Source organism: Rhizobium sp. RAF36 (assembly GCF_052114105.1).
Classification (GTDB): domain Bacteria; phylum Pseudomonadota; class Alphaproteobacteria; order Rhizobiales; family Rhizobiaceae; genus Rhizobium.
In genome coordinates this window covers 86,788-113,207 of the sequence record NZ_JBFREC010000013.1, presented here as the reverse complement: position 1 = coordinate 113,207, position 26,420 = coordinate 86,788, and the positions used below count along the sequence as shown (strand labels likewise).

The following is a 26,420-nucleotide window of genomic DNA, read 5'->3' as shown; positions in this document are numbered from 1 at the left end:
GAGCGCTCGAATTGGGAGTTCTGGAACGCTTCTGAAGCCTTGGCGCCCAAGGGCTCAAGTTGCGGCGTCTCTTAGCGGCTTTGCAGGGGGGTGGCAAGGTCGCCTTCAGGCGATTGGCGGTAGGGTGGCGCAAAGTTTTCGATCGTGAGCCGGACAGGCATTTGGAAAGGCCCGCGGCGGTCTTTTACAGCCACTCTCCATAACACCTTGGGGTTATGTTCGATCCCGTTCCGCTCGTTCATCTTTTCTTCATAAATAAAAAATGCGGGCGGTGACCTGCGCGGAACAGCTATAATAATTGCACTGCGCAGCTCCCGGGAAGATCAATCAACAACTCTTCGCGGAGGCGGAACATGAACACCACAGTAAAACTCGACCGCGCATTGGGCCTCTGGTCCGTTGTGCTATTCGGTCTGGCCTATATGACGCCGATGATCGTCTTCGGCACCTTCGGCGCACTTGCAGCAGCAAGCCAGGGCACGACGGCGATGGCCTACCTCGTTGCCGCCGCTGCCATTCTGCTGACGGCGATCAGCTACGGCGTCATGGCCCGCGTCTATCCGGTTGCCGGCTCCGCCTACACCTATGCGCGCCGCTCGATCAGCCCCAGCATCGGCTTCCTCGTCGGCTGGGCGGTTCTGCTCGATTACTTCTTCCTTCCGATGGTCATCTGGCTGATCGGCGCCGCCTATCTGACCTCGGCATTCCCGGCGATCCCGGCCTATGTCTGGATCATCGGCTTCATCGTGCTCACCACGCTGGTCAATGTCGTCGGCATCGCCTTCGCAAACCGCGTTAATTTCATCCTGATGCTGGTGCAGCTCGCCGTTCTGATCGCCTTCGTGTTCCTGGCTGCCCGTTACGTCATGGCCGCCAGCGGTCCCGCAGGCCTCGTCTCGGCAACGCCGTTCTTCAAGACTGACGTGCCCTTCTCCGCATCGATCGCCGGTGCAGCCATCGCCGCCTATTCCTTCCTCGGCTTCGACGCCGTCTCGACGCTGACCGAGGAAACCAAGGATGCTAAGCGCACCATGCCGCGCGCCATCCTCATCACCGCCCTTGCCGGTGGCCTGATCTTCGTCGTGGCTGCTTACATCACCCAGCTCGCCCATCCCGGCATGGACTTCGTCTCGGTCGATGCCGCTGCCAGCGAAATCGCCAAGATGATCGGCGGCGACGTCTTCGTCACCATCTTCCTCGCAACGCTGGTCGTCGCCCAGTTCACTTCGGGTCTCGCCGCTCAGGCAAGTGTCGGCCGCCTGCTGTTTGCCATGGGCCGCGACAACGTGCTGCCCTCATCGATTTTCGGCAGCCTGCATCCGAAGTGGCACACGCCGATCATTAACCTGATCCTCGTCGGCATCGTCGGTCTGCTGGCGCTGACCATGGACGTCACCACCTCGACCTCCTTCATCAACTTCGGCGCCTTCCTGGCATTCACCGCCGTCAACATCTCGGTCATCGCGCTCTACATGAAGGGCGATCAGCAGGTGAAACCGCTCGGCGCACTTGTCGGCCTCGTCATCCCGGCTCTGGCCGCCGTCTGCGACCTGTTCCTGCTCTGGAACCTCGACGAGCATGCCAAGGTTCTCGGCCTGATCTGGCTGGTGATGGGCATCGGCTACCTCGCCTACCTGACGCGCTTCTTCCAGTCCGCGCCTCCCGAAATGGATTTTGCCGAATAACGTCCGCCAAGCGTCAGCCCGGCCGGCAACGGCCGGGCTATGCCAGAAACAGCCTAAATAGCTCGGCCTGGCTGGAAATATTGAGTTTCGAGTAGATTTGCCGGCGGTGCACCTTGACGGTATTGGGCGAAAGCTCCAGCACGGCGGCAAGCGAGAGGTTGGAATGCCCCTTGAGGATCAGCGTCACGATCTCGAGTTCACGCTTGGTCAGCAGCGGATGCTCGATCCGCGCCGCCGGAGCCGCGTTCTTGATCTCCAGCGACAGGCCGGAGACATGGAACCAATGACGGCCAGCCAGAGCGCAAACCAGCGGCGCTGCCGACCGCAAGCGCTGCAAGTCCTCTTCCGAAAACAGCGCCGCATTGCCGGTCCGCGACAGGGAAAGCACGGCGATATAGCCATTCTCCAGCGTCAGGACGAAGCCGATCTCGTCGAGGATCTCGGTCGTCGCGTAGTGAATGCGGAAATACTCGGTCTGCGCAAAATCGTCAGGCGCGATCTCGCGCATCACGATCATCCGCGGAGTGCTATCGGCACGCACCGCATCGTAGAAGGGATCGAGCACGAAGGCGCCGGCCAGATACCGGTCGACGATCAGCGCCCGCTCGGCCACGATCTTCTCGTTATAGAGGTCGAAGGCGTGAGCACCCGGCGAATAGATGAAGCCGTTCATCATCTGGAACGGCGAGAGCAGCCTGAGGGCCGCGGCAAGCGCATCCGGAAAGGACCGCGAACCGATGGCATTCGCGGCTTGAGCGAGAGCAGCATTCCAGACATCGAAGGCCGGCATCTGGGCAGTTGGTCTCGAAACGGAATTCATGGATCGTCCTGGAAATCACAGGCCCGATAGGGCTTGAAACACAGCAGGCACTCTTTCAAAGCGAAATGCAATGACCCCGATGGAACATGCTCACATGACGACGAAACCGGCAGACGCCACTATTTCGCACCCGCTGGATCTTCCCGCGATCCAGATTGCCCGCGGTATCCGCGAAGGGCAGTTCAGTTCCGAATCCATCGTCTCGGAATCGATCCGCCGCGCCAGGCTGGTGACCGCGAGGCTGAACGCCTTCACCGTCATTCGCGAGGATCAGGCGCTGGAAGCCGCCCGCGCTGCCGACCGCGCGGTCGCGCGTGGCGAAGCCGCCGCGCCGCTTCACGGCGTACCCTTCGCGGCGAAGGACCTGACACCGACCGAGGGCGATCTGACGACGCTTGGCTCTTGGACAAGGGGTGATTGGGTTCCCGGCGAAACGGCGCTCGTCGTCCGCCGCTTGCAGGAGGCCGGCGGCATCCTGATGGGCAAGACCGCCACCCCCGAATTTGCCTATGCAAGCTTCACCCACAGCCCGCGCTGGGGCGTGACGCACAATCCCTGGAATCCCGAGCATACGCCCGGCGGTTCGTCCGGCGGCTCGGCCGTGGCTGTCGCAACCGGCGTCGTGCCCTTCGCCGAAGGCACGGATATGGGTGGTTCGGTCAGAATTCCGGCCGCACTCAGCGGCGCCGTCGGCCTGAAGCCCAGCCTCGGCCGCATCCCGATGACCATTCTTCCCAGCGTCTTCGATAACATTTCGCATTTCGGCCCGCTGGCCCGCACCGTCTCCGACGCCGTCTCCTTCATGGAAGCAGCCTCCGGTCCAAGCGACGAAGACATCTCCTCGTTGCCCATCGCTTTCGCTTCCGATGTCGCGAGAAAAGGCAGCCTCAAGGGCAAGCGCTTCGCGCTCTCAGTCGATCTTGGCTACTACCAGATCGAACCGGACGTCGAACGCCTCGTCCGCAACGCCGCTGAAGAGCTTCGCCGTGCGGGCGCCGTCGTCGATGAAGTGCCGATGCAATGGACCCGCGCCGTCAATGACGAGTGGTTCGACATCTGGTGCGTCTTCATGTCGGGCTTCTTCGGCGATACGATCGAAACCCACCGCGAAAGGATGGATCCGGCCGTCGTCTCGATGATCGAACGCGGACTGAAAATGAATGCGACCGCCTACAAGCGCATCGAGCTGTTGCGCACCCGCATGTGGCAGGACATGGCCGCTCTCTTCAAGACATACGATGCGCTGCTCTGCCCGACCTGCGCCGTCACAGCACCGCTCGCCACCGAATGCGACGACGATTATGTCGCGACCGGCTCGGACGGGCGCTTCATCGGTCTCGACATGACCTGTCCCTTCAACATGCTGCCGCAGCTGCCCGCCCTCTCGCTGCCTGTCGGCCTTGCCGCGAATGGCCTGCCTGTCGGCCTGCAGATTGTCGGGCGGCGCTTCGCGGATGAGAGCGTGCTTTCGATGGCGGCGGCACTCGAGGCCCGGCTTGCCGTGCCGCGACTGCCCGCCCCTTGACTTATGCTGCCGATCGTCCGACTTCACTGCTGACGAATGCAAGGAGCAGACCGATGAGCGAAGCCGCGAAGAGCACGATCGACCAGAGCGAAGTTGACCGCTTCTCGGCGATGGCGGCGGAGTGGTGGAGCCCGACCGGCAAGTTCAAGCCGCTGCACAAGTTCAATCCGGTACGGCTGACCTACATCCGCGACAAGGCGGCGGAGAACTTCGGGCTTGATCCGAAAAACCCGAAGCCGCTCGAAGGTCTGCGCGTTCTCGATATCGGCTGCGGCGGCGGACTGCTGTCGGAGCCCGTGGCTCGGATGGGCGCCACAGTCGTCGGCGCCGACCCCTCTGAGAAGAACATCGGCATCGCCTCCACCCATGCCAAGGCATCGGGTGTTTCAGTCGATTACCGCGCTGTCACGGCCGAGCAGCTTGCGGAGGCCGGCGAGACCTTCGATATCGTCCTGAACATGGAAGTCGTCGAGCACGTAGCTGACGTTGAATTCTTCATGACGACCTGCGCCAGGATGGTCCGCCCCGGCGGGATGATGTTCGTCGCCACCATCAACAGAACAATGAAGGCCGCCGCACTGGCGATCTTTGCCGCTGAAAACATCCTGCGCTGGCTGCCGCGCGGCACACATCAATATGAGAAGCTGGTGCGTCCGGAAGAGCTGGAAAAGCCGATGACGGAAAACGGCCTCGAAATCATCGACCGCACGGGCGTGTTCTTCAATCCGCTTTCCAATCAATGGAACCTGTCGAAGGACATGGACGTCAATTTCATGCTGCTGGCGAAACGCCAGCGGTAAGAGAGACGCCTTCAGACCTTCAGCTTGCCAACCCGTTCGAGCAGATCCTGCTGGCGTTCGGCGTTACGCGCTGCAAGCTCCTTGACCCGCTCCCGATCGATCGACAACTCGGCACCATCAGGCCCGAAAGGCTGCTTGAACGTGAATGCGTGCGGGCTTGGTCCGTGGTCGTCGAGATGCTCGAGCCGCTGAGCACCCTCCCCCCAATCCGGCCGATGCGTTGCGGAAACCCACCAGAGCACGAGCGGCGGCCATGCCGGCTTCACATTCCAGCTGCGGGCATTCTTGAGCGCCTCGGCATGCACGCCATTGTAGCTGAACGCCATCAGCGACTCGATATCAGCCCAGAGTGAGAGCGATGATGGCGCGGACGTGAAGCCGCTGCCCTCGATGTAACGCGGAAAGACTTGCCCACCCCAGCTTCTGGTGCCGGGCACGCCCGGATAACCCGAGCGGCCGAGGAAGCCGCTGGCACGCGTCGCCGCCTCGAAGTTCAGCGGCTCGCGCAGGACAAAGCCCTGGATGGTCTCGCTTTCCGGAGGAGCGACGTGGAGGCCAAAATTGTAGAAGGCCAGGCGCTCCGCCGTCATGTCAGTTCACGTCATCGGGCAGAACCGGCAGCGCCGCGATCTCGATGCCTTCGTCGATCAGCTCTTGCGCCTCATGCGCGGTGGCTTGACCGATGATGCCGCGTGCATCCGCCTCGCCGTAGTGGATCTTGCGCGCCTCTTCGGGAAACTTGGTGCCGACGTCTTCGGAATTCGCCTTGACCTCGGCAACCGCCTGCTTGAGCTTCAGGAACGCTTCGCGGCGCACCGCATCCATGGCGACGGTCTTGATTTCGTCCTTCTTGCGCGCCGTCGAAACCGAAGGCGCCATCAGCACCTTCGAGATCGTTGCCGACTGACAGACCGGACAGGTCAGAAAGCCGGAGGCGAGCTGACGATCGAAATCAGCACTCTCGGAGAACCAGCCTTCAAATTCGTGCGCATTCTCGCAACTGAGGGAATAGCGGATCAAGCGGCCGCGCCCCCGCTCATTGCTGCCGGTATTTTCTCGATCGAAAACTCACGGCCATTCTTCAGGTTCGGGATCTTGTCATGCGCCGCCTTGACGGCGGCCGGATCGATATCGGCGACGATGACGGCCTCGCCGGTTCCGCCTGCAGAAGCCAGCACGCGTCCCCAGGGATCGATGATCATCGAATGCCCGAAGGTCTCGCGTCCATCCTCGTGAACGCCGGCTTGCGCCGCCGCAATGATGAAAACGCCGTTTTCGATGGCTCGGGCGCGCAGCAGGATTTCCCAATGCGCCTCACCGGTCTGCTTGGTGAATGCGGCAGGCACCGTCATGACCTCGGCACCCGCAACCGCCTGAGCGCGGAAGAGCGCGGGAAAGCGGACGTCGTAGCAGATGGTGAAGCCCATTTCGGCAAACGGCAACGAAACGACGCGGGCCTCGGAACCAGGCCTGTAAGCCGCGCTTTCGCGCCAACTCTCGCCATTATCGAGATCGACATCGAACATGTGGATCTTGTCGTAGCGGTTCATCACCTTGCCATCGGGCCCGAACAGGAAACCACGATTGGCCATCTTGCCGTCGTCGAGCGCAATCGCCGTCGAGCCGACATGCATGTAGATGCCGAGTTCGGCAGCAAGCTCCGATGCGGTATTGACGATGATATCGTCAGCCTCGCCGCGCAGAACCGCCTTGGCGGCTGCCCGATCCCGCTGCAGCATTCCCGTCATCTCGGGTGTCTGGATATAGGTCGCGCCCTGTCCGGCGGCCTCACGAACCAGCCGCGCCATCGACACGGCGTTTCGCGCCGGATCGACACCTGAACACATTTGAACGGCAGCAGCCTTGAAGACCATGGTTTCGGCTCAGGCTGCGAGCATCGGGTCGAGCTTGCCGGCCCGATCGAGTGCGAAGAGGTCGTCGCAACCGCCGACATGTTCGCCACCGATGAAAATCTGCGGGAATGTCGATCGGCCATTCGACTTGCCGATCATCTCCTGACGAAGATCGGGAGAGAAGGTCGCGTCATGCTCGACATAGTCGACACCCTTCTGTTCGAGAAGGGATTTTGCACGTGCGCAATAGCCGCAAGCCTGTCGCGTATAGATCGTTACCGGTGTCATCTCTGTCTCCAGACGGGTGCCTGTTTTCACTAGTCATATAGGTTCTGAAAGGACCCTTGCAAAGGTCAAAACACTGATGTCGGCGGCTCCCGCCTTGCGCAAGGCGCGCGTTGCCGCAGCCACTGTCGCCCCTGTCGTATAAACGTCGTCGACGAGCACGACACGTTTGCCGAAGACGTCGTTTTCGCGGCCGCGCGCCAGCGCGAAGGCTCCCCGGACATTGTCCTCGCGGGCACGGGCGCCGAGACCAACCTGCTGCTCGGTCCGTTTGACGCGCAAAAGCGTTGCCGGAAGCAGCGGCTTGCCGGATAGACTGGCAATATGCCGCGCCAGCTCGGCCGCCTGATTGAACTTGCGCGACAACAGCCGCGAGCGATGCAAGGGCACCGGAATGATTGCGTCGCAAATCTCGACTGTGCCGTCGGCTGCGCGCAGCATCCAGCCCGCCATCATCGGCGCCAGATCGACACGGTCGCGATATTTGAGGCCATGAACGAGATCGCGGACGGCCTCGTCATGGATGGCGGCAGAGCGCAGCCGGTCGAAGGGCGGCGGGTTTGCGATCGCTTCGGCACAGAGAATTCCGGCGCCAAGATCGTGCGAGAAGGGAAGTCCGAGAACCTCGCAATAGGGCCGCTCGATGAAGCGCACGCCAGACCAGCATTTGGCACAGAGCCCTCGATGCCCAGCGGTCAGCGCCCCGCAGGCCGAACAGGCCGGCGGATAAACCAGATCCGCAAGCATGCGAAAGGGCTGGAGGACAAGCGTCCGTCCGGATTCTCTCAGCCTGCCGAAATCGATCGCCCCCATAGACGAAAGCTAGCTGGTTTTCCAGCAAAGGAAAATCCGTCTTGCCGCTTGAGAATGACGGGACTATTCACGTCGCATGGATATCATTTTCGACAGGGCGGCGATCGCCGCACACCGCCACCGCGCCTTGCAGGCAGGCGATCCGAAGGCCGCGTTCCTTCTCGATATCGCCGCCGAGGAGCTGGCCGAGAGACTGTCGGTGGTCGAGCGCACCTTCGAGCACGCCGTCGAACTGCACGGCGCGACGGGCGCGGCGGCGCGCGCCGCATTGGCAACCGGCAAGATCGGCGATCTCAGGCGCATCGAAGTGCAGGATGTTTCCGGCGCTCCCGGCGAACTTCAGGTCGCGCCGCTGGAGGATGTTCCGCTCGAACCGCAATCCGCCAACCTCGTCATCGCGCCGCTCAGCCTGCATTTGACCAACGACACCCCCGGCGTCTTCATCCAGATCAAGCGTGCACTGCGGCCTGACGGCCTGTTCCTGGCAGCCATTCCCGGCGCTGGAACGCTGCAGGAACTGCGCGACGTTCTGCTGGCGACCGAGGCCGAAATGACCGGCGGCGCCAGCCCCCGCGTCATTCCCTTTGCCGATGTACGCGATGTCGGCGGATTGTTGCAGCGCGCCGGCTTTTCGCTGCCTGTCATCGATGCCGAAACCTATACCGTGCGCTACGATTCGATCTTTCAGTTGATGAAGGATCTGCGGGCGATGGGGATGGCAAACCCGCTCGCCGCGCGCAGCCGCAAGCCACTGACCCGCGCCTTCTTTCTGCGCGCAGCCGAAATCTACGCCGAGCGCTACTCCGATCCGGATGGCCGGATCCGCGCGACATTCTCGATCATCTACGTCTCGGGATGGGCTCCTCATGAGAGCCAGCAGAAGCCCCTTCAGCCGGGATCGGCGAAGGCACGCCTTGCCGATGCTCTACGCGTCGAAGAGCACAAACTGAAGCAGTGAAGCGCTGATTTACGGGTTGTGGGCGGCTATCGTGTTGCTGACATTCGTCAGTACGTTCTGGAGATTGTTGCCGAAGGTACCGACACCGGCAATGATGCCGACGGATATCAACGCCGCTAGCAAGCCATACTCAACGGCGGTGGCGCCGCGGATATCCGCGATCAAAGCCTTCAGAGAACGCATTACCCCCAACCTTTCCCGCATATGGCGGTGACCTTTTCCTCTGCGCCCCGGCAGACGGTCTTCCCTCAGCAGCCGGCGCCCGAACCGTACCCCTGGACGACGCAGACGGAGCCAGGGCTTTCCTGGAGCACGCTGCGGCGGATTGTGTAGCGCTTGCCGTTCTCGGTCTTGGGGATCGAGCCCGTCGTGATGTTGTCGAATTCCGTCGGCACGCTGGCAAACACGCTGGACTTCGATTTATCGGCGAGCATCGGCGTGAGGATCAACGTCAGGGCGACCGCGGCTGTGCCGAACAGCAAGGCAAGATTAAGCGCGCCCGTCCTGCGCGAGGCATTCGAGCTCTGCTGCTTCTCTCTGACTGCTTTCCAGAAATCGTCGTCCATCCGTCAAGCCTTTACACACACACGCCAGTTGCTTGATTGAGGCCGATCTTTGGCAGAAGGTGATAAACGATCGATTAATATCCGCGGACAAAAACCATCCGTGAAAGTAAATCGTGAGAAATCTCTAAAGTAGATCCTGCAGCATCGGTATCAGCGGCTCGTCGGCCGGTGGCATCGGATAATCGCGCAATGCCATGGGCTTAACCCATTTCAGCGCCTGGCCTTCGCGGCCCTGCGGAACGCCTTCGTAGCGGCGGCATACATAAAGCGGCATCAGCAAATGAAATGTGTCATAGCTGTGGCTGGCGAAAGTCAGCGGCGCCAAACAGGCGACCTTGGTCTTGATGCCGAGCTCTTCCTCGAGCTCCCGCACCAGCGTTTCCTCCGGCGTCTCGCCGGGCTCCAGCTTGCCGCCCGGAAATTCCCAGAGCCCTGCAAGCGATTTCCCTTCCGGGCGCTGCGCCAGAAGAATGCGCCCATCGGAATCGATCAGCGCGCAGGCGACGACTAGAAGAATCTTCTTGCCTGCCTCGCTCATCCGCAGCGATCCTTGCGCCAGTAGCTGTAGCGATAGGCTTCGCGAAAGCCGATCCGCTCGTAAAGAGCGAGCGCCGGCACATTATCCGCCTTTACCTGAAGCCAGGCGGAGCGCGCAGAGCGCATCCGTGCCCAGCGCAGCGCAGACGTCAGGATTTCGAGACCCAGCCCCTCGCGGCGGCGTCCCCGCGCGACCGAAAGCGACATGATGCCCGCGAGATCGTTGTCCTGAACGCAGAGCACTGTCGCCAGCGGACCGGTCTCCGGATCCTCGATCATGAACAAGCCGGATGGCGGCTTGATCGCATTGATGATTTCGGCAAGCGCCGGCTTCAGTTTGGCCGAGACCTGATCGGTCGCCAGATTGGCATCGACGAAGCGGCCGATATCGTGGGTCGGGAGATGATCGAGTGTATCCGGAAGATCTGCCTGTGTCAGATCGCAGGTCATGACGATCGTCTCGTCGAAATGCGTCCAGTTCTGCGCTGCCACCAGATCCACCAGCAACGGTGAGCAGAGCGGCGTTTGCCGCAAAACCGCCGGGCGGCCATAGGCCTCGAACTTGCGGCTCGCCTTTTCCACGCGGATTTCGATGTCGCGATGATCGGACGGATCGAGCGGAACGATCGAATTCAGACGGTTGGACGGATGACCGGCCGTCAAACGCACCTGCCAGCTGCCGTCATATTGCACGGACGAGGCCGGCCAGGCCCGGAACCCGACGGCCTCGAGCCTGCGCACCAGCGGCAAATTTGCACTTTTTGAAGAAGTCTCAGTCAATGAACGATCAGCTCCGGTAGTCGCCGTTGATCGCCACATACTCCTTAGTGAGGTCACAGGTCCAGACCGTTGCGTGACCATTCCCGAGGCCGATATCGACTTTGACAGGAATATCCTGCTCCTTCATCACATTCGAGGCGGCCTCTTCGGAGTAGCCGGGATCGCGCTCGCCGTTGACGGCAACGCGCACGTCACCGAACCAGATCGCCAACCTGTCGCGGTCCGCCATCTCGCCGGCCTTGCCGACAGCCATGACGATACGCCCCCAATTGGCGTCTTCGCCGGCAGCCGCCGTCTTCACCAGCGGTGAATTGGCGATCGAAAGCGCGATGCGCTTTGCGGCAGCGTCGCTCTCGGCGCCGGTCACGGTGATCTCCAGCATCTTCGTGGCGCCTTCGCCATCGCGGCAGACCTGCAGGGCGAGATCCTTGAGCACTTCGTTGAGCGCGACGCGGAAAGTCGCGAGGCGGGCATCGTCGGCGCGCTCGACGCGGGCCTGACCGTCTGCCGCAGCCGCACCCGTTGCAAACAGCATCAGCGTATCGGACGTCGAGGTGTCGCTATCGACGGTCATCGAGTTGAAGGTCGGGCCGACGCCCTCGGACAGCATCGCCTGCAGGGCAGCCGGGGCGATATCGGCGTCGGTCACCACGAAGGACAGCATCGTCGCCATGTCGGGCGCGATCATGCCGGCGCCCTTGGCGATGCCGTTAATGGTGACGGTCACGCCACCGATCTCGGCGCTGCGCGTGGCGACCTTCGGATAGGTATCGGTCGTCATGATCGCCTTGGCAGCTTCGAACCAGAAATCGCCGCTCGCATCGCGATGCATGGCATCCAGAACACCAGCAAACTTGGTCGCATCCAGCGGCTCACCGATAACGCCGGTCGATGCCAGGTAGATTTCATTCTCGCCGCAGCCGACGGCGGCGGCAGCCGACTTCGCCGTCAGCTCGGTCGCAGCGCGACCCTTGAGGCCAGTAAAGGCGTTGGCATTGCCGGAATTGACAACGACGGCGCGGGCAATGCCATGCGGCAGGTTGGCGCGGCAGAAATCGACAGGCGCCGAAGGGCACTTCGAACGCGTGAAAACGCCCGCAACCGAGGCAGGCTTGTCGAAGACCATCATCAGCACGTCGGTCCGGTTCTTGTATTTGATGCCTGCGGAAGCGGTCGCCATGCGCACACCGCGTAGCGCAGGCATGGATGCGAAGGTCTTCGGGGCGAGTGGAGAAACGGAACCGGACATTGTGATGGACCTGCCTGATAGTGAAGGGCCCGGAAGAACCGGGCCCGAATAGTGATGATTACTGCTGCGGCTGAACGACGGGCTCTTGACCCGGCGCCGGCTGCTTGTTCGCATCCTCGTAACCCTTGCGCAGGGTTTCGTCCATGATATCGACCTTGGACTTTTCCTTCGCGGAAGCGAGAAGAGCAAGATACTTGTCGCGCATGACGAGCTGACGAACCTGATCCTTGACCTGATCGAACGGCGGCGGAGGTGCGTCGCGCTTATCTTCGACCTTGATGACGTGATAGCCGAAATCGGTCTTCACAGGGGTCTTCGAGTAGGTTCCCTTGTCGAGCGCGAAGGCTGCGTCTTCGAATTCCTTGACCATGCGGCCCTTGGTGAAATAGCCGAGATCGCCGCCGTCAGCCTTGTTCGGGTCGGTGGACTTTTCCTTGGCGAGCTCTGCGAAATCCTTGCCGGCGTCGAGCTGCTTGATGACGTCCTTGGCTTCGTCCTCGGTCTTCACCAGGATGTGGCGGGCGTGGACTTCTTCCTGCTTCGGAAGAGCGGCGACTTCCTTGTCGTAGCGCGCCTTCACTTCGTCATCGGTGACGGTGTCGACAACATGCTTCTTGAAGTAGGCGTTGTGCAGTTCGCGGTCCGTCAGATACTGAAGGCGCTTCTTGAACTCGTCGGTCTGATCTAGCTTTTCCGTGGCGGCATCGCCGGCGAGCAGCTTTACGTCGATGGCGGCGGATAGCGCTGCGACCTTCTTCTGATCGTCAGGCAGCTGGGCCAGCTGCGGATCGAGATTGGCGATCGCCAGATCCAGTTCCGACTGATGAATTTCCAGAGTGCCAACCTTGGCAATGACGGCATCCGGCTTGTCTTCAGCATAGACCGGCGCATGGAACGCAACGAAGGTCGCGACCGCCATCACGGCAAGTTTGTTGTAGCTCAACATCAAATAACCTTTCAGAGTTACACCGCCGGCTTCAGCATCATGTGTGAATCCAGCCCAAAACAGCGTTCAACACTGGAATGTGGCCTTTCTATATCAGCCAAATCCGTTGACATCATTCGACCCCCCTCTTATCTGTCACGCAACCTCGCGTCCAGAAAAGTTTCCTGGCGTTTCGAGACGCGTGCCTGATTTTCGGCTGGGCATTCGTATAAGAAAAGCCGGGGAAGAATATTGAGAAAGGACCAGTCATATGGTCAGCTTTGGCGGCCTTGCCCGCAAGATATTTGGCTCTGCCAATGACCGCCGCGTGCGGTCTTTCCAGCCGAAAGTCGCAGACATCAATGCGATTGAAGAAAAGACGCGGGCATTGAGCGACGAACAGCTCGCCGCTCAGACGGTCGAGTTCCGCAAGCTCCTCGCCGAAGGCAAGACGCTCGACGACATCCTGGTGCCCGCCTTCGCGGTCGTCCGCGAGGCCTCGCGCCGTGTACTCGGCATGCGACCTTTTGACGTACAGCTCGTCGGCGGCATGATCCTTCACTCCGGCGATATCGCAGAGATGAAGACCGGTGAAGGTAAGACACTGGTCGCAACCCTGCCGGTTTATCTGAACGCGCTTTCCGGCAAGGGCGTGCACGTCGTCACCGTCAACGACTATCTGGCGCAGCGCGACGCGGCGACCATGGGCAAGGTCTACGGCTTCCTCGGGCTGACCACGGGCGTCATCGTCCACGGCCTTTCCGACGAGGAACGCGCCGCCGCCTATGGCTGCGACATCACCTACGCGACCAACAACGAGCTCGGCTTCGATTATCTGCGCGATAACATGAAGTACGAGAAGAACCAGATGGTTCAGCGCGGCCACAACTTCGCGATCGTCGACGAAGTGGACTCGATCCTCGTCGATGAAGCGCGCACGCCGCTGATCATCTCCGGTCCGCTGGACGACCGCTCCGATCTCTACAACACGATCGATGCCTATATCCCGCTCCTCTCGGACGGCGACTATGAGATCGACGAAAAGCAGCGCTCTGCCAACTTCTCCGAAGAAGGCACCGAAAAGCTTGAAAACCTGCTGAAGCAGGCCGGCCTGCTGAAGGGCAACGCACTCTACGACATCGAAAACGTCGCGATCGTCCATCACGTCAACAACGCGCTGAAGGCCCACAAGCTGTTCCAGCGCGACAAGGACTATATCGTCCGCAACGACGAGATCGTTATCATCGACGAATTCACCGGCCGCATGATGCCGGGACGCCGCTATTCGGAAGGCCAGCACCAGGCACTCGAAGCCAAGGAAAAGGTCAAAATCCAGCCTGAGAACCAGACGCTGGCGCAGATCACGTTCCAGAACTACTTCCGCATGTACGGCAAGCTTGCCGGCATGACCGGTACGGCGCAGACGGAAGCGGAAGAGTTCGGCAACATCTACGGCCTCGAAGTCGTCGAAGTACCGACCAACCTGCCGATCCAGCGTATCGACGAGGACGACGAGGTCTACCGGACCTTCGAAGAGAAGTTCAAGGCGATCATCGCCGAGATCGCCGAGGCGCAGAAGCGCAATCAGCCGGTGCTGGTCGGCACGACCTCGATCGAGAAGTCCGAACTGCTGGCCGACATGATGCGCAAGCAGGGCTTCAAGGACTTCCAGGTCCTCAACGCTCGCTATCATGAGCAGGAGGCCTATATTGTCGCACAGGCCGGCGTCCCCGGCGCCGTCACGATCGCCACCAACATGGCCGGCCGCGGTACCGACATTCAGCTCGGCGGCAATCTCGATATGCGTGTCGAGCGCGAGCTCGATGGCGTCGAGCCCGGTCCCGAATACGACGCGAAGGTCGAGGCGATCCGCGAAGAGATCAAGCAGCTCAAGGAAAAGGCGATTGCTGCAGGCGGTCTCTACGTCATCGCGACAGAGCGTCACGAAAGCCGCCGTATCGACAACCAGCTGCGTGGCCGTTCCGGCCGCCAGGGCGACCCGGGCCGTTCGAAGTTCTACCTGTCGCTTCAGGACGACCTGATGCGCATCTTCGGCTCCGACCGCATGGATTCGATGCTGACGAAGCTCGGCCTCAAGGAAGGCGAAGCGATCGTCCATCCCTGGATCAACAAGGCCCTCGAGCGCGCCCAGAAGAAGGTCGAAGCCCGCAATTTCGACATCCGCAAAAACCTGCTCAAGTATGACGATGTTCTGAACGACCAGCGCAAGGTCATCTTCGACCAGCGCCTGGAGCTGATGGAATCGGCCAATATCGCCGAGACCGTTTCGGATATGCGCCGCGAAGTCATCGAAGACCTCGTAGAAAAGCATATCCCCGAGCGCGCCTACGCCGAACAGTGGGATGCTGCCGGTCTGAAGGAACAGGTCGTCAGCCTGCTGAACCTCGATCTGCCCGTCGAAGACTGGGTCAAGGAAGAAGGTATCGGCGAAGACGATATCCGCGAGCGCCTGACCGAAGCCTCCAACGCCGCCTTCACGGAAAAGGCCGAACGCTTCGGTGATGACATCATGCGCTATGTCGAGCGCTCGATCGTCATGCAGACGCTCGACCATCTCTGGCGCGAACACATCGTCAATCTCGATCATCTGCGCTCGGTCATCGGTTTCCGCGGCTATGCGCAGCGCGATCCGTTGCAGGAATACAAGTCGGAAGCTTTCGAGCTCTTTCAGTCGCTGCTGAACAACCTTCGCCAGGCGGTGACGGCTCAGCTGATGCGCGTCGAACTGGTCCAGCAGGCGCCGGCCGAACCGGAACTCCCGGTCATGCACGCACAGCACCTCGACCCGGCGACCGGCGAGAACGAGTTTGCGACGGCCTACCAGGCTTCGGAAGTCATCGTCGCTCCCGAGAACCGCGACCCGAACGACCCGTCCACCTGGGGCAAGATCGGCCGTAACGAAGCCTGCCCCTGCGGCTCGGGCAAGAAGTTCAAGCACTGCCACGGCGCATTTGCCGAAGCGTAAGAGCTTGGATAGACAATGAAAATGCCGCCTCCGGGCGGCATTTTCATTTGCGGCACAGACAACCGCGATATTAAGCGCCGCGGACGCGCCACAACCGTTTCTTAACCCTGATCTGGCAAGACTGACGATACGATTTGCCTGAGTTCTGGGTTGTGCGTGTTCATTATGGCAGTCATTGAGACGGCGGAAAAAATGCTGCCTGCGAGCCTGCGTCCCGCCGGCAGCCGGGTTCTGCATATGCTTGCCGCCGTGCTGACCCAGCGGGATGGCAAGGCGACCGCCCAGCGCATGGCGCTGACGGCCTTCGCAATCCGCATCCTCAGCGCCGCCCTTGCTTTCGTTTCTCAGATCATTCTTGCGCGGCTGATGGGCGAGTGGGAATACGGCATCTACGTCTTCATCTGGGTACTGATCGTTCTTTTCGGTGATCTCTCCTGCCTCGGTTTCCACACCGCGATCGTTCGCTTCCTGCCGCAATACAAGGCATCGGGCGCTTTCGAGGAAATCCGCGGTCTGACTGGCACCGCCCGCATTTTCGCGATCCTTTCCGGTTCGCTGCTGATGGTGTTTGGCATGGCAGGCCTGCATTTCTTTGGCGACAGGATTGCGACCTACTATCTGATCCCCGGCTTCCTTGGCCTTCTCGCTCTGCCGATGATTGCGCTCGGCGACGTTCTGGAGGGCACTTCGCGCGCCAATCACTGGCCGGTCATGGCCCTGAGCCCGATCTATATCATCCGGCCGGTACTGATTATCGTCTTTATGCTCATCGCGAACGCGATGGGTGCCGATCACACCGCGGTCACGGCGATGCAGGCCGCCCTCGCCGCTACCTACGTCACGGCGCTTGGCCAATATGCCGCAACGCTGCTGCGCCTGCGCCACCACTACGACACCGGAGACCGCAAGGTTGATTTCATCGTTTGGCTGAGCGTCGCCTTCCCGATCTTTCTGATCGAGGGTGCCAGCTTCCTGCTAACCAACTCCGATGTCGTCATCGTCGGCATCTTCCTTGAGCCGCATGATGTCGCAATATATTTCGCTGCAGCCAAAACCATGGCGCTGGTGCAGTTCATCATGTTTTCGGTAAAGGCTGCCTCCGGCCCGCGTTTCTCCAGCATAATCGCCGACGGCACGAGGGGCGAGCTCGCCTCTGCCGCCGCCGACGCTGCGCGATGGACGTTCTGGCCGGCACTTGGCGTCGGCCTCGCGGTCCTTGCCGCTGGCCACCTGCTTCTATCGCTGTTCGGTGGAGCCTTCACCGCTGGCTATGTGCTGATGGCGATCCTGCTTGCCGGCATTCTTGCCAAGGCGCTGGTTGGTCCGGCCGAAATGCTGCTGATGATGGCAGGCAAGCAGAACCTCTGCGCTGCCCTCTATGCCGGCGCGCTGACGGCCAATATCACGCTGAACCTGACCCTTATCCCTCACCTCGGAACCATCGGCACCGCGATCGCCACGGCATCGGCGATGGCCGTCGAGGCAACACTTCTTCATATCGCTGTGCGGCGCACGCTTGGCATCGTACTTTTTGCATTCAGCCGCCCGGCGACTGCGCAGGCAGACAGGAAGGCCCCTTGATGGTGCGCACCCCTCCGAATACCGAGTCCACCGACGCTACCACCAACCGAATGGTTCACGAGCTCGCCTCGCTGAATTTCGAGGGACCGCAGGCCGAGGCCTGCGTCGAGATCGGCCGCCCGGGTCGCGAGCTTTGCGTCTATCCCGGCAAGCTCGGCTACGAGCTGCAGGATGAACTCGACTTCCTGTCGAACCGGGCGATCGAACCGAACGTCTTCTTTACCGGCCGCTTCCTGGCGCCCGCCATGCCGCGCCTCGACGACCGGCAGGTCAGCTTCGCGCTGATGCGTGATACCGGCGGCAACCGCAGCCGTATGCGCTTCCTGATGCCGTTCTCCGTCGAGAAGCCGGGCTTTGCCGTCGGCCCATCGATCATCCGTGCGTGGTCGAACAGCTTCGCGCCACTTGGAACGCCGCTTGTCGATGCCGAGGATGCTGCCGAGACGCTCGACAATCTCTTCGAGGGCCTGACGATCCGCGATCTCAGGCTGCCCCCGATTCTCGTCCTGCCGGATCTGCGGCTGAACGGCATTTTCGCCCGGCTCGTCAAAGCCGTCGCGCTGAGCCGCAACCTGCCGATCACCATGACCAACCCCTTCGAGCGTCCGATGCTGCAGAGCGAGGAAGACGCCGCCGTCTATCTCACAAGCTCCGTATCCTCGTCGCACATGCGCGAGATGCGCCGGCAATGGCGGCTTCTTGAGGACAAGGGCACGGTGACCTACAGCGTCGCCCGCCAGCCGCGCGACGTGCATATGCGCTTCGAACAGTTTCTCGCCATGGAAGCCGGCGGATGGAAGGGCAAGAAGCGCAGCGCGCTCGCCACCGACCGCTATCACACCGCCTTCGCCCGCGAAGCCGTCTCCAATCTGGCAGCCATCGACGCGGTCCGTATTCACACCATCGACTTTAACGGCAAGGCGATTGCCGCCATCGTCGTACTGATGATGGGCGGCGAAGCCTACACCTGGAAAACCGCCTATGACGAGGAGTTTGCCCGCTATTCGCCCGGCAAGCTGCTGATGGGCGAGCTGACGGAATGGCATCTCGACGACGCTAACATCATCAGGTCCGATTCCTGCGCCATTCCGGGCCACCCGATCATGAGCCGCTTCTGGAAGGAGCGCGAAGAGATGGGAACGCTGGTCATCGGCCTGTCGCAGAACGGCGACCGGGACGTGCGCCAGGCGGCAACCCAGCTGCACATGTACAGCAACACCCGCAACATGGCGAAAATGCTGCGCGCCAAGATCATGTCGCTGGCCGGACGCGGCTAGGCGGTCTCTGCGGCGGCGCGCTCCCGCAGCGTTCGCCGGATCACCTTACCAGTCGTCGTCAAAGGCAGCGCATCGACGAATTCCACTTCACGCGGATACTCATGCATCGAGAGCCGCATCTTCACCCAGTCGCGGATTTCGGCGGCAAGTTTCGCGCTTGGCGCAAAGCCCTGTGACAGCACGACATAGGCCTTGACGATCTCGGTGCGGACCGGGTCCGGCTTGCCGACCGCCGCCGCCAGCTGCACCGCGGGGTGACCGGACAGGCAATCCTCGATCTCCGCCGGCCCGATCCGGTATCCGGATGAGGTGATGACGTCGTCGTCGCGCGCCTCGAAGGTGATGAAGCCTTCTTCATCCTGATGCGCCAGATCTCCTGTCAGCAGCCAGCCGTTGGCGAACTTGCGCTCCGTCGCGTCATCATCGTTCCAGTAGCCAAGAAACATCACCGGATCCGGCGCCCTGACACCGATCTGCCCGGTCTGCCCCACCGGCAGCTCGTTGCCCTTGTCATCGACGACGGCAGCCAGATGCCCCGGCACCGGCCGCCCGATCGCCCCCGCCTTCGAAACGCCGGCGGCGGCACTTGAGGAGATCACAAAATTGCACTCAGTCTGACCGTAGAATTCGTTGACGGTCATTCCCAGCGCATCGCGCACCCAGTTATAGGTCTCGCGGCCGAGAGACTCGCCCGCCGAACCGATTGTGCGCAGATCAAGATGGTATTTCTGGTGCAGATCGCCGCCAGCCTTCAATAGCCTGAGCGCCGTTGGCGGAATGAAGGCGTTGCGCACATGCATCTCGGCCATGATCCGGTAGGCCATGTCCGCATCGAATTTCTGGGCTGGTGATGAAACCACGGGCACGCCGAGCAGCAGGCTTGGCAGCAGCGCATTCAGCAATCCGCCCGCCCAGGCCCAGTCGGATGGCGTCCAGACCTTGTCGCCCGCCTGCGGGAACCCCTCGTGAGCAAACTGCATGCCTGGAATATGGCCCGCGAGCACGCGATGGCCATGCAGTGCGCCTTTCGGCGGACCGGTCGTGCCCGAGGTGAAGATCATCAACGCCGGATCGTCAGGCCCGGTCTCGGCAACCTCGAAGACAGGCGAATGCGTTGCGGCCAGATCCGAGAAGGACAGTGCTTCTCCGCCGTCTATTGAAACCACCGTCTTCAGTTCGGGCAGCCGGTCGCGGATTTCCGCGATCCGTGTCATCCCGAAGGCATTGGTGATGACAACCGATGCACCTGCCGTCTTCAGCCGGTATTCCAGCGCCTCGACACCGAAAAGCAGCGCGAGCGGCAGGGCAATGGCGCCCATCTTGTAGATCGCGACATGCGAAATGACCGTTTCGAAGGATTGCGGCAGCAGCAATGCCACGCGATCGCCCCGCCGGATACCGAGCGAAACCAGCGCGTTGGCGAGTGACGCCGACCTCTGAGAAAGCTCGCCATAGCTCATCGTTTGATGGCGGCCGTCAGGGTTGAAATGTTCGAGACAGATCCTGCCAGGCTCTCTTGCAGCCCAATCGTCGCTGACCGCCCGGCCGATATTGAAATCACCTGGAATGTCCCATGCAAATTCACGGTAGAGATCGTCGTACCGATCGAAGTCGGGCAATTTCATAGGTTAGGTCCAGTCGATGCTGCACCAGCTAACACCCTGTAGCACCGAAGCGCAAGCGAGTGGCCGGACACTGCAAATTTCTGCCCGCAGCCTGCTGACACTTCGCCCGTATTCGCCCTAGATTATCCGGCAGGCGGCGGCGTTTATTCAATCACGGAGTCATTTCAATGGATTATGTAAAACTCGGCAAGACCGGCCTCGAAGTGTCGAAAATCTGCCTCGGATGCATGACCTTCGGCGATCCCGGCCGCGGCAACCATGCCTGGACGCTCGGCGAAGAGGAAAGCCGCACCATCCTCAAGCAGGCGATCGATCTCGGCATCAACTTCCTCGACACCGCCAACACATATTCCGACGGCTCTTCCGAAGAGATCGTCGGCAGGGCCATCAAGAGCTTTTCCAAGCGCGAAGACATCGTGCTCGCCACCAAGGTCTTCAACCGCATGCGCCCGGGCCCGAACGGCGCCGGCCTGTCGCGCAAGGCGATCTTCGATGAGATCGACAACAGCCTGCGCCGCCTCGGCACCGATTACGTCGACCTCTACCAGATCCATCGCTTCGACTATTCGACGTCGATCGAGGAAACTCTGGAGGCACTGCATGACGTCGTGAAATCGGGCAAGGCCCGCTATATCGGCGCCTCCTCGATGCATGCGTGGCAATTTGCCAAGATGGTCTATACCTCGCGCCTCAACGGCTGGACCGAATTCGTCAGCATGCAGGATCACGTCAATCTGCTCTACCGCGAGGAAGAGCGCGAGATGCTGCCATTCTGCCAGGACCAGAAGATCGCCGTCATTCCCTGGAGCCCGCTTGCCCGCGGCCGCCTGACGCGCGACTGGGACGAGCAGACGGCCCGCACCGAAAGCGACGAATTCGGAAAGACGCTCTACCGCCAGGCCGAAGAATCCGACCGCAAGATCATCGACACCGTCGGCCGGCTGGCCAAGGAACACGGCGTGCCGCGCGCGCAGATCGCAACGGCCTGGATCCTGCAGAAGAGCGCCATCACGGCTCCTATCATTGGCGCCTCGCGGCCGGGTCATTTGAGCGATGCCGTCGCCGCGTTGGCGGTCAAGCTCACGCCGGAAGAGATCGCAGCCCTCGAAGAGCCCTATATTCCCCACCGCGTCGAAGGCTTCAAATAAGCAAACGGCCGGCGCCGTCTCAAACCTTGAGCGGCGCCGATTTCGGCGCCAACTTTTCACGCATCGACGAGAGGAATTGCGCCGCCAGTTCGCGGCTCTGGACGGCCCGCGCCAGGCTGACCGCCCCCATCATCGACGACAGCGTGGTAAAGCCGTTCTTGCGCCGTTCTTCTGGCGTGTCGCCGGGGACGACTTCAGCCAGGATTGCCGCAAGCTTCTCGAAGCCATCGTTGAAAATTTCGCGTACCGCGCCAGTGCTTCGCCCGACCTCGTCCATCAGCGAGACGAAGACGCAGCTGTTGCCGGGATCATCGACGGCCCGCCAGGAGACATAGTGCTCGACCAGCGCCTCCAGCGGCCGATCAGGAGACTGCGCGATCAACTCCTTCCAGCGCACCTCAACCCGCGCGACCAGCGCCCGGCTGACCTCGATCTGCAATTCGTCCTTCGACTGAAAGTGGCCGTAGAAACCGCCATGCGTCAGCCCGCAGGCCTTCATGATGTCGGCAACACCAACGCCATCGAAGCCGTTCTCGCGAAACATCACACCCGCCGCCTGGATGATCTTCTCACGGTTTTCGGCAAATTTTTCGCGGCTGACACGCATCAAAACAATTCCTGAAATTGGTCGCTTGACAATTTATATGATGCCGATCATCAATACGCAACAAATATGATGACCATCATCTAAATCGGTGATGTATTGATCAGCCCTCTGAATGGAACACGCCCCATGGTATCCACAGCGCTAGCCTCAACCCTCGCCCGGCGAAACATTCACTACGGATGGATCATCGTCGCCGCCACCTTCTTGACCATGCTGGTGACAGCAGGCGCCATGGGCGCACCCGGCGTTCTCATCAAGCCGCTACAGGACGAATTCGGCTGGGAGACCTCGCAGATTTCCTCTGCCCTGGCGATCCGCCTTATCCTCTTCGGGCTGATGGGCCCCTTCGCCGCTGCCTTCATGAATTATTTCGGCGTCCGCAAGGTCATCGTCTTCGCCCTCGGCCTGATCGGCGCAGGCTTTATCGGCTCGCTGTTTATGACCTCGCTCTGGCAGCTGCTGGTGCTCTGGGGCATCGTCGTCGGTTTCGGCACCGGCCTCACCGCCATGGTCCTTGCCGCAACCGTCTCGGCCCGCTGGTTCACCAAGCATCGCGGCCTCGTCGTCGGCATGCTCTCGGCCAGCTCGGCGACCGGCCAGCTCGTCTTCCTGCCGCTGATGGCGGAGCTGACCGAGCGCTTCGGCTGGCGCTCGACGGTCTTCTTCGTCTGCGCCATGATCATGGTCGCCGCCCTCATCGTCCTTCTTTTCATGCGCGACCGGCCATCCGACCTGAACCTGCCGTCTGTCGGCGAGGCACACGTGACGGCGGCGCCCGCCCGCGGCACGCTGATCGACGCTCTGAAGATGCCGCTTGTCGTCCTCAAGGAGATTTCGGGAACCTCGACCTTCTGGATCCTGTTTGCCACCTTCTTCATCTGCGGCCTCAGCACCAACGGCCTGATCCAGACGCATTTCGTCACGCTCTGCGGCGATTTCGGTATCCTTCCGGTCGCAGCCGCCAGCGTTCTGGCCGTCATGGGCATCTTCGACTTCTTCGGCACGATCGGCTCCGGCTGGCTCTCGGACCGCTTCGACAATCGCTGGCTGCTGTTCTGGTACTATGGCCTGCGCGGCCTCTCGCTGCTCTTCCTGCCCTTCAGCAACTTCACCTTCTATGGCCTGTCGATCTTCGCTGTCTTCTACGGTCTCGACTGGATTGCCACTGTGCCGCCGACCGTCAAGATCGCCGCCGATCGCTTCGGCAAGGAGAAGGTCGGCCTGGTCTTCGGCTGGGTCTTCGCGGGCCATCAGCTGGGCGCAGCAACCGCCGCCTACGGCGCCGGCCTGTCGCGCACCGAGCTTCAGAGCTATCTTCCGGCCTTCTTCATCGCCGGCGCCTTCTGCCTGCTCGCCTCGATCCTGGCGATCACACTGAAAAAGCCGGGCCTTGGCAGCGCCGGGTCCGCCGTCGCCCACTAACGAAAAATGGCTTCCGGCGCATTTGCGCCGGAAGCCATATCAAATCAGCCGGATAAGCCCGCCCGCCGTCTTGCATGCGCGGGCAATCGCATGTTAGACACCCGCCCGTCGGTATCCGTTGCCCCATTGGCGGAATTGGTAGACGCGCTCGACTCAAAATCGAGTTTCGAAAGAAGTGCTGGTTCGACTCCGGCATGGGGCACCACCTCCCGGAAAAGCAGCCCTCAGGGCTGCGTCCCGTCGCGTGCCGGCGAAGCCTGCCGAACCGTCTGCGCCTACTTGTTCTTCAGCAGCCACATCTTGCCGGCCATGGTGATGCCGTAGACATCCTTGGCGGCGTCGGTGTCGAGGTTGCGGCGCTCGATGAGGCCGGATCCGCTCAGTTCTTCGATCGACTTGGGCGTCACGGACTTGATCTTCTGCGGACGCTCTTTCCACCGGTCGTTCTTTGCGTAGGTCACGGTGGCGTTCTCATGAGTCCACTTGTTCGTGGTCTGGGGATGAAGGTCGCCGTCCTTGGCAAGCTTCAGCGCAGAGATGAGGGCGGGGGTAAGTTCGATCATAATTGTAAAAGGCCTGTTTTAAGTTTCTGAGGGGGCCTTAGCACATATTTGGCGAACACCCTCAAAAAAGCGGCCGGATTCGTATTTTTTGCAAAATTACGCGGCAATTCGGTTACCACCGCCTCATAACAGGCCAGCGGCAAGGACCCTGCCGAATGCCGTTCCTAGTGGATCAGCTGTATCCGTATCTCTTCCTTCGCAGCGAAGGAGCGGCATTCATCGAGATCATCGCCAACGAAGATGACGTCGCCGTCGGCGTCGAAGACGCCCCAGCAGGCCTCATCCTCGAGAAAGACCTCCCTGACATAGCCGAATTCGACAGTATCATCGCAGTAGTGGCTGGCGGCCGCCGCAACAGTTCCTAATTCTCGCATGGAATTCTCCAATGAGATGGCATCGACTGTTTTAGTGCAATCTCATATTGAGCGCCGAAACTGGCTTCAGGCTGTTGCAACCTTGACGGAATGCTTGCGCGAGGGGTCATTCCAGATGCCGCGCAGGCACATTTCCTGCCAAAATTCCTGCGCACCGCGGCCATGCTGTCCAAATCAAGTGTTTAATTTTGCTTGCCCTTCGTTCAAAGTGGCGCCGCAACGAACGGCAAGGGGACGACGTGCATCAGGAAGCAGGCCTTATCGCAACAGTCGCAGTAAGCTTCGTCTTTGCGGCGGTGCTCGGCTATGTCGCCGACCGGCTGCGGCTACCGCCGCTGGTCGGATATCTGATGGCCGGGATCCTGATGGGGCCATTCACGCCCGGCTTCGTCGCCGACACAGGACTGGCAAGCCAGCTTGCGGAAATGGGCGTCATTCTGCTGATGTTCGGCGTCGGTCTGCATTTTTCGGCGAGCGACCTCTTGGCCGTGCGCGGCGTGGCGGTTCCAGGCGCCATCATACAGATCCTGCTTGCGACACTGCTCGGCGTGGCGCTCTGCTCCTATTGGGGCTGGAGCCTGGGAGCCGGGATCGTTTTCGGCCTTAGTCTCTCGGTCGCCAGTACGGTCGTGCTTCTGAAAGCCCTGGAAGAGCGAAATCTTATCAACACGGCCAGCGGCCGCGTCGCGATCGGCTGGCTGATCGTCGAAGATCTGGCGATGGTGCTGGCGCTCGTGCTGCTTCCAGCGCTCGCCGAGCTGCTGGGCGGCCACGCAAGCGATGCGGTCGCTCATGGCGCGGGCCTGCCCCTGCCGCTGACGATCGCACTGACGTTGGTGAAAGTCGCCGCCTTCGCCATCATGGCCGTCGTGCTCGGGCCCAAGGTCGTGCCCTGGCTTCTGACCCTCGTGGCCCGCACCGGCTCGCGCGAGCTCTTCACCCTGACGGTTCTGGCGATCGCGCTCGGCATCGCCTTCGGGTCGGCGGCGATCTTCGGCGTTTCCTTCGCGCTCGGCGCCTTCTTCGCCGGCGTCGTCATGAGCGAGTCCAACCTCAGCCATCGCGCTGCCGCGGATTCGCTGCCGCTCCAGAATGCCTTTTCGGTGCTGTTCTTCGTTTCGGTCGGGATGCTTTTTAACCCCTCGATCCTGCTGCAGGAGCCAATGGCGGTCTTCGGTGCGCTGGCGCTGATCATCATCGGCAAGGGGATTATTTCCTTCGGTATCGTCATGCTGTTGCGCTTCCCTGTCGGCATGGGCCTGACAGTGGCGGGCGGTCTGGCGCAGATCGGCGAATTCTCCTTCATTCTTGCAAGCCTCGGCGTCTCCCTCGGCCTCATGCCGAAAGAGGGACAAGATCTCATCCTCGCAGCCGCCATTCTGTCGATCACACTCAATCCGCTGGTCTGCCTCGCAGCCGAGGTCGCGCACAAGCGCGTCCACAAGAAGTGGCCGCATCTCTACGACGGCTATGGCCGCAAGCGCCTTGATGTGCTGGGGCGCGAGCTCGAGAAGAACCGGCTGCTCGGCGAGGAGCGCGAGCGCGAGCACCAGCTGGAAATGCAGAAGCTGGTCGAAACCTTCCCGATGTTTGCGGAGGTCGATGAGCATTCGCAGGAAGAATTGCTGCTCCTCTTCCGGCCGAAATCCGCGCTCCCCGGCGAACGCGTGGTCCGCAAGGGCGATCGCGGCGACGGCATGTACTTTATCTCTTCGGGCGCTGTCGAAGTGCGCGTCAATGGCGGGCCGGTCCGGCTTGAGCCGGGCTCGTTCTTCGGCGAGATGGCGCTGCTCTCCGGCGGGCGCCGCACGGCCGATGTCATCGCCATCGATTTCTGCCAATTCCTGGTTCTGGAACGCCGCGACTTCAACATGTTCACGGCACGCCACCCGGCTTTGAGGGCAGCGGTCAGCGATATGGCACGCGAACGCACGGAAATGAACGTGATGCGCGCCAAACGCGCCGCCCATCCGGAACCGCGCGAGCCTTCGGCCGAAACCTGAACACGGTCATCTGCCGCCGGATCACGAAAAATTTCACC

The 26,420-nt window shown here is 61.4% G+C and carries 26 protein-coding genes and 1 tRNA gene; 11 read left to right on the top strand and 16 right to left on the bottom strand.

Annotated elements, in window-relative coordinates:
• Positions 1-353 precede the first annotated feature (353 nt).
• Positions 354-1,685 carry an APC family permease gene (locus AB4Z25_RS28640; protein ID WP_112539004.1) on the top strand — a complete coding sequence of 444 codons (1,332 nt, stop codon included), beginning with the start codon at positions 354-356 and terminating at the stop codon, positions 1,683-1,685.
• A gap of 37 nt (positions 1,686-1,722) precedes the next feature.
• Here AB4Z25_RS28640 and AB4Z25_RS28635 read toward each other — a convergent pair whose 3' ends face one another.
• Complete coding sequence (locus AB4Z25_RS28635) at positions 1,723-2,505, bottom strand: LuxR C-terminal-related transcriptional regulator (RefSeq protein WP_442210413.1); 783 nt, start codon at positions 2,503-2,505, stop codon at positions 1,723-1,725.
• A 94-nt stretch (positions 2,506-2,599) separates the two neighbouring features.
• Here AB4Z25_RS28635 and AB4Z25_RS28630 point away from each other — a divergent pair, with 94 nt between their 5' ends.
• Both AB4Z25_RS28630 and ubiG read left to right on the top strand, forming a co-directional pair.
• Positions 2,600-4,030, top strand: a complete 1,431-nt coding sequence (locus tag AB4Z25_RS28630; RefSeq protein WP_442210411.1) for an amidase — start codon at positions 2,600-2,602, stop codon at positions 4,028-4,030.
• 53 nt (positions 4,031-4,083) lie between these two features.
• Positions 4,084-4,830 carry a bifunctional 2-polyprenyl-6-hydroxyphenol methylase/3-demethylubiquinol 3-O-methyltransferase UbiG gene (ubiG, locus tag AB4Z25_RS28625; protein ID WP_112539007.1) on the top strand — a complete coding sequence of 249 codons (747 nt, stop codon included), beginning with the start codon at positions 4,084-4,086 and terminating at the stop codon, positions 4,828-4,830.
• Between the two features lie 11 nt (positions 4,831-4,841).
• Here the strand turns inward: ubiG and AB4Z25_RS28620 are convergent, their stop codons facing one another.
• The 5 genes from AB4Z25_RS28620 to AB4Z25_RS28600 are packed head-to-tail and all read right to left on the bottom strand — an operon-like array spanning position 4,842 to position 7,781.
• The gene (locus AB4Z25_RS28620) at positions 4,842-5,420 is read right to left on the bottom strand and encodes a DUF3291 domain-containing protein (protein ID WP_112539008.1); all 579 of its coding nucleotides are present in this window, start codon (positions 5,418-5,420) and stop codon (positions 4,842-4,844) included.
• A 1-nt stretch (position 5,421) separates the two neighbouring features.
• Positions 5,422-5,850, bottom strand: coding sequence for a DUF1178 family protein (locus tag AB4Z25_RS28615; protein WP_112539009.1), 429 nt, complete (start codon positions 5,848-5,850; stop codon positions 5,422-5,424).
• Entirely contained in the window at positions 5,847-6,704 is an 858-nt protein-coding gene (locus AB4Z25_RS28610) for a carbon-nitrogen hydrolase family protein (RefSeq protein ID WP_112539010.1), read from the bottom strand. Before AB4Z25_RS28610 ends, AB4Z25_RS28615 begins: the two co-directional genes overlap by 4 nt.
• Before the next feature lie 9 nt (positions 6,705-6,713).
• Positions 6,714-6,971, bottom strand: a complete 258-nt coding sequence (grxC, locus tag AB4Z25_RS28605) for a glutaredoxin 3 (protein ID WP_112517668.1) — start codon at positions 6,969-6,971, stop codon at positions 6,714-6,716.
• 33 nt (positions 6,972-7,004) lie between these two features.
• A complete protein-coding gene (locus tag AB4Z25_RS28600) occupies positions 7,005-7,781 on the bottom strand; it encodes a ComF family protein (protein ID WP_112539011.1) in 777 nt (258 codons plus the stop codon).
• 76 nt (positions 7,782-7,857) lie between these two features.
• On the opposite strand from AB4Z25_RS28600, the gene AB4Z25_RS28595 reads away from it, so the two are divergent.
• Complete coding sequence (locus tag AB4Z25_RS28595; protein ID WP_112539012.1) at positions 7,858-8,739, top strand: methyltransferase domain-containing protein; 882 nt, start codon at positions 7,858-7,860, stop codon at positions 8,737-8,739.
• A 9-nt stretch (positions 8,740-8,748) separates the two neighbouring features.
• Here AB4Z25_RS28595 and AB4Z25_RS28590 read toward each other — a convergent pair whose 3' ends face one another.
• From AB4Z25_RS28590 to AB4Z25_RS28565, 6 genes are all read right to left on the bottom strand, one after another.
• Complete coding sequence (locus AB4Z25_RS28590; protein ID WP_112517670.1) at positions 8,749-8,922, bottom strand: Flp family type IVb pilin; 174 nt, start codon at positions 8,920-8,922, stop codon at positions 8,749-8,751.
• Positions 8,923-8,987: 65 nt separating this feature from the next.
• The gene (locus tag AB4Z25_RS28585) at positions 8,988-9,305 is read right to left on the bottom strand and encodes a hypothetical protein (RefSeq protein ID WP_112386097.1); all 318 of its coding nucleotides are present in this window, start codon (positions 9,303-9,305) and stop codon (positions 8,988-8,990) included.
• A 124-nt stretch (positions 9,306-9,429) separates the two neighbouring features.
• Entirely contained in the window at positions 9,430-9,843 is a 414-nt protein-coding gene (gene mutT / locus AB4Z25_RS28580; RefSeq protein ID WP_112539013.1) for an 8-oxo-dGTP diphosphatase MutT, read from the bottom strand.
• Positions 9,840-10,661, bottom strand: coding sequence for a GNAT family N-acetyltransferase (locus AB4Z25_RS28575; RefSeq protein ID WP_112539014.1), 822 nt, complete (start codon positions 10,659-10,661; stop codon positions 9,840-9,842). Before AB4Z25_RS28575 ends, mutT begins: the two co-directional genes overlap by 4 nt.
• Positions 10,630-11,871, bottom strand: a complete 1,242-nt coding sequence (gene argJ, locus AB4Z25_RS28570; protein ID WP_112539015.1) for a bifunctional glutamate N-acetyltransferase/amino-acid acetyltransferase ArgJ — start codon at positions 11,869-11,871, stop codon at positions 10,630-10,632. Before argJ ends, AB4Z25_RS28575 begins: the two co-directional genes overlap by 32 nt.
• 58 nt (positions 11,872-11,929) lie before the next feature.
• Positions 11,930-12,817, bottom strand: coding sequence for a peptidylprolyl isomerase (locus AB4Z25_RS28565; RefSeq protein WP_112386101.1), 888 nt, complete (start codon positions 12,815-12,817; stop codon positions 11,930-11,932).
• 250 nt (positions 12,818-13,067) lie between these two features.
• Here AB4Z25_RS28565 and secA point away from each other — a divergent pair, with 250 nt between their 5' ends.
• The 3 genes from secA to AB4Z25_RS28550 all read left to right on the top strand — a co-directional run bounded on the left by secA (position 13,068) and on the right by AB4Z25_RS28550 (position 18,640).
• The gene (gene secA, locus AB4Z25_RS28560) at positions 13,068-15,782 is read left to right on the top strand and encodes a preprotein translocase subunit SecA (RefSeq protein WP_112539016.1); all 2,715 of its coding nucleotides are present in this window, start codon (positions 13,068-13,070) and stop codon (positions 15,780-15,782) included.
• A 165-nt stretch (positions 15,783-15,947) separates the two neighbouring features.
• A complete protein-coding gene (locus tag AB4Z25_RS28555; protein WP_112539017.1) occupies positions 15,948-17,363 on the top strand; it encodes a lipopolysaccharide biosynthesis protein in 1,416 nt (471 codons plus the stop codon).
• Entirely contained in the window at positions 17,363-18,640 is a 1,278-nt protein-coding gene (locus AB4Z25_RS28550; RefSeq protein ID WP_112539018.1) for a GNAT family N-acetyltransferase, read from the top strand. The genes AB4Z25_RS28555 and AB4Z25_RS28550 overlap by 1 nt, the downstream gene beginning before the upstream one ends.
• On the opposite strand, the gene AB4Z25_RS28545 is transcribed toward AB4Z25_RS28550, so the two are convergent.
• Positions 18,637-20,265 carry an AMP-binding protein gene (locus AB4Z25_RS28545; RefSeq protein ID WP_112539019.1) on the bottom strand — a complete coding sequence of 543 codons (1,629 nt, stop codon included), beginning with the start codon at positions 20,263-20,265 and terminating at the stop codon, positions 18,637-18,639. The two genes, AB4Z25_RS28550 and AB4Z25_RS28545, sit on opposite strands and share 4 nt — an antisense overlap.
• 167 nt (positions 20,266-20,432) lie before the next feature.
• Between AB4Z25_RS28545 and AB4Z25_RS28540 the strand changes: the two genes are divergently transcribed.
• Positions 20,433-21,413 (top strand): aldo/keto reductase, encoded by a 981-nt coding sequence (locus AB4Z25_RS28540; RefSeq protein ID WP_112539020.1) that lies wholly within the window; start codon positions 20,433-20,435, stop codon positions 21,411-21,413.
• A 19-nt stretch (positions 21,414-21,432) separates the two neighbouring features.
• Here AB4Z25_RS28540 and AB4Z25_RS28535 read toward each other — a convergent pair whose 3' ends face one another.
• Positions 21,433-22,020, bottom strand: coding sequence for a TetR/AcrR family transcriptional regulator (locus tag AB4Z25_RS28535; protein WP_112386107.1), 588 nt, complete (start codon positions 22,018-22,020; stop codon positions 21,433-21,435).
• Positions 22,021-22,146: 126 nt separating this feature from the next.
• Here AB4Z25_RS28535 and AB4Z25_RS28530 point away from each other — a divergent pair, with 126 nt between their 5' ends.
• Together AB4Z25_RS28530 and AB4Z25_RS28525 are read left to right on the top strand one after the other, a co-directional pair.
• Positions 22,147-23,442, top strand: a complete 1,296-nt coding sequence (locus AB4Z25_RS28530) for an MFS transporter (RefSeq protein ID WP_112539021.1) — start codon at positions 22,147-22,149, stop codon at positions 23,440-23,442.
• A 120-nt stretch (positions 23,443-23,562) separates the two neighbouring features.
• A tRNA-Leu gene (locus AB4Z25_RS28525) sits at positions 23,563-23,647 on the top strand.
• A gap of 70 nt (positions 23,648-23,717) precedes the next feature.
• Here AB4Z25_RS28525 and AB4Z25_RS28520 read toward each other — a convergent pair.
• Both AB4Z25_RS28520 and AB4Z25_RS28515 read right to left on the bottom strand, forming a co-directional pair.
• Positions 23,718-24,005: a hypothetical protein gene (locus AB4Z25_RS28520; protein WP_112539022.1), complete on the bottom strand. Its 288-nt coding sequence runs from the start codon at positions 24,003-24,005 to the stop codon at positions 23,718-23,720.
• 164 nt (positions 24,006-24,169) lie between these two features.
• Positions 24,170-24,379 (bottom strand): hypothetical protein, encoded by a 210-nt coding sequence (locus tag AB4Z25_RS28515; protein WP_112386110.1) that lies wholly within the window; start codon positions 24,377-24,379, stop codon positions 24,170-24,172.
• 239 nt (positions 24,380-24,618) lie between these two features.
• Here AB4Z25_RS28515 and AB4Z25_RS28510 point away from each other — a divergent pair, with 239 nt between their 5' ends.
• Positions 24,619-26,382, top strand: a complete 1,764-nt coding sequence (locus AB4Z25_RS28510) for a cation:proton antiporter domain-containing protein (RefSeq protein ID WP_112386111.1) — start codon at positions 24,619-24,621, stop codon at positions 26,380-26,382.
• The last annotated feature ends 38 nt before the right edge of the window (positions 26,383-26,420 follow it).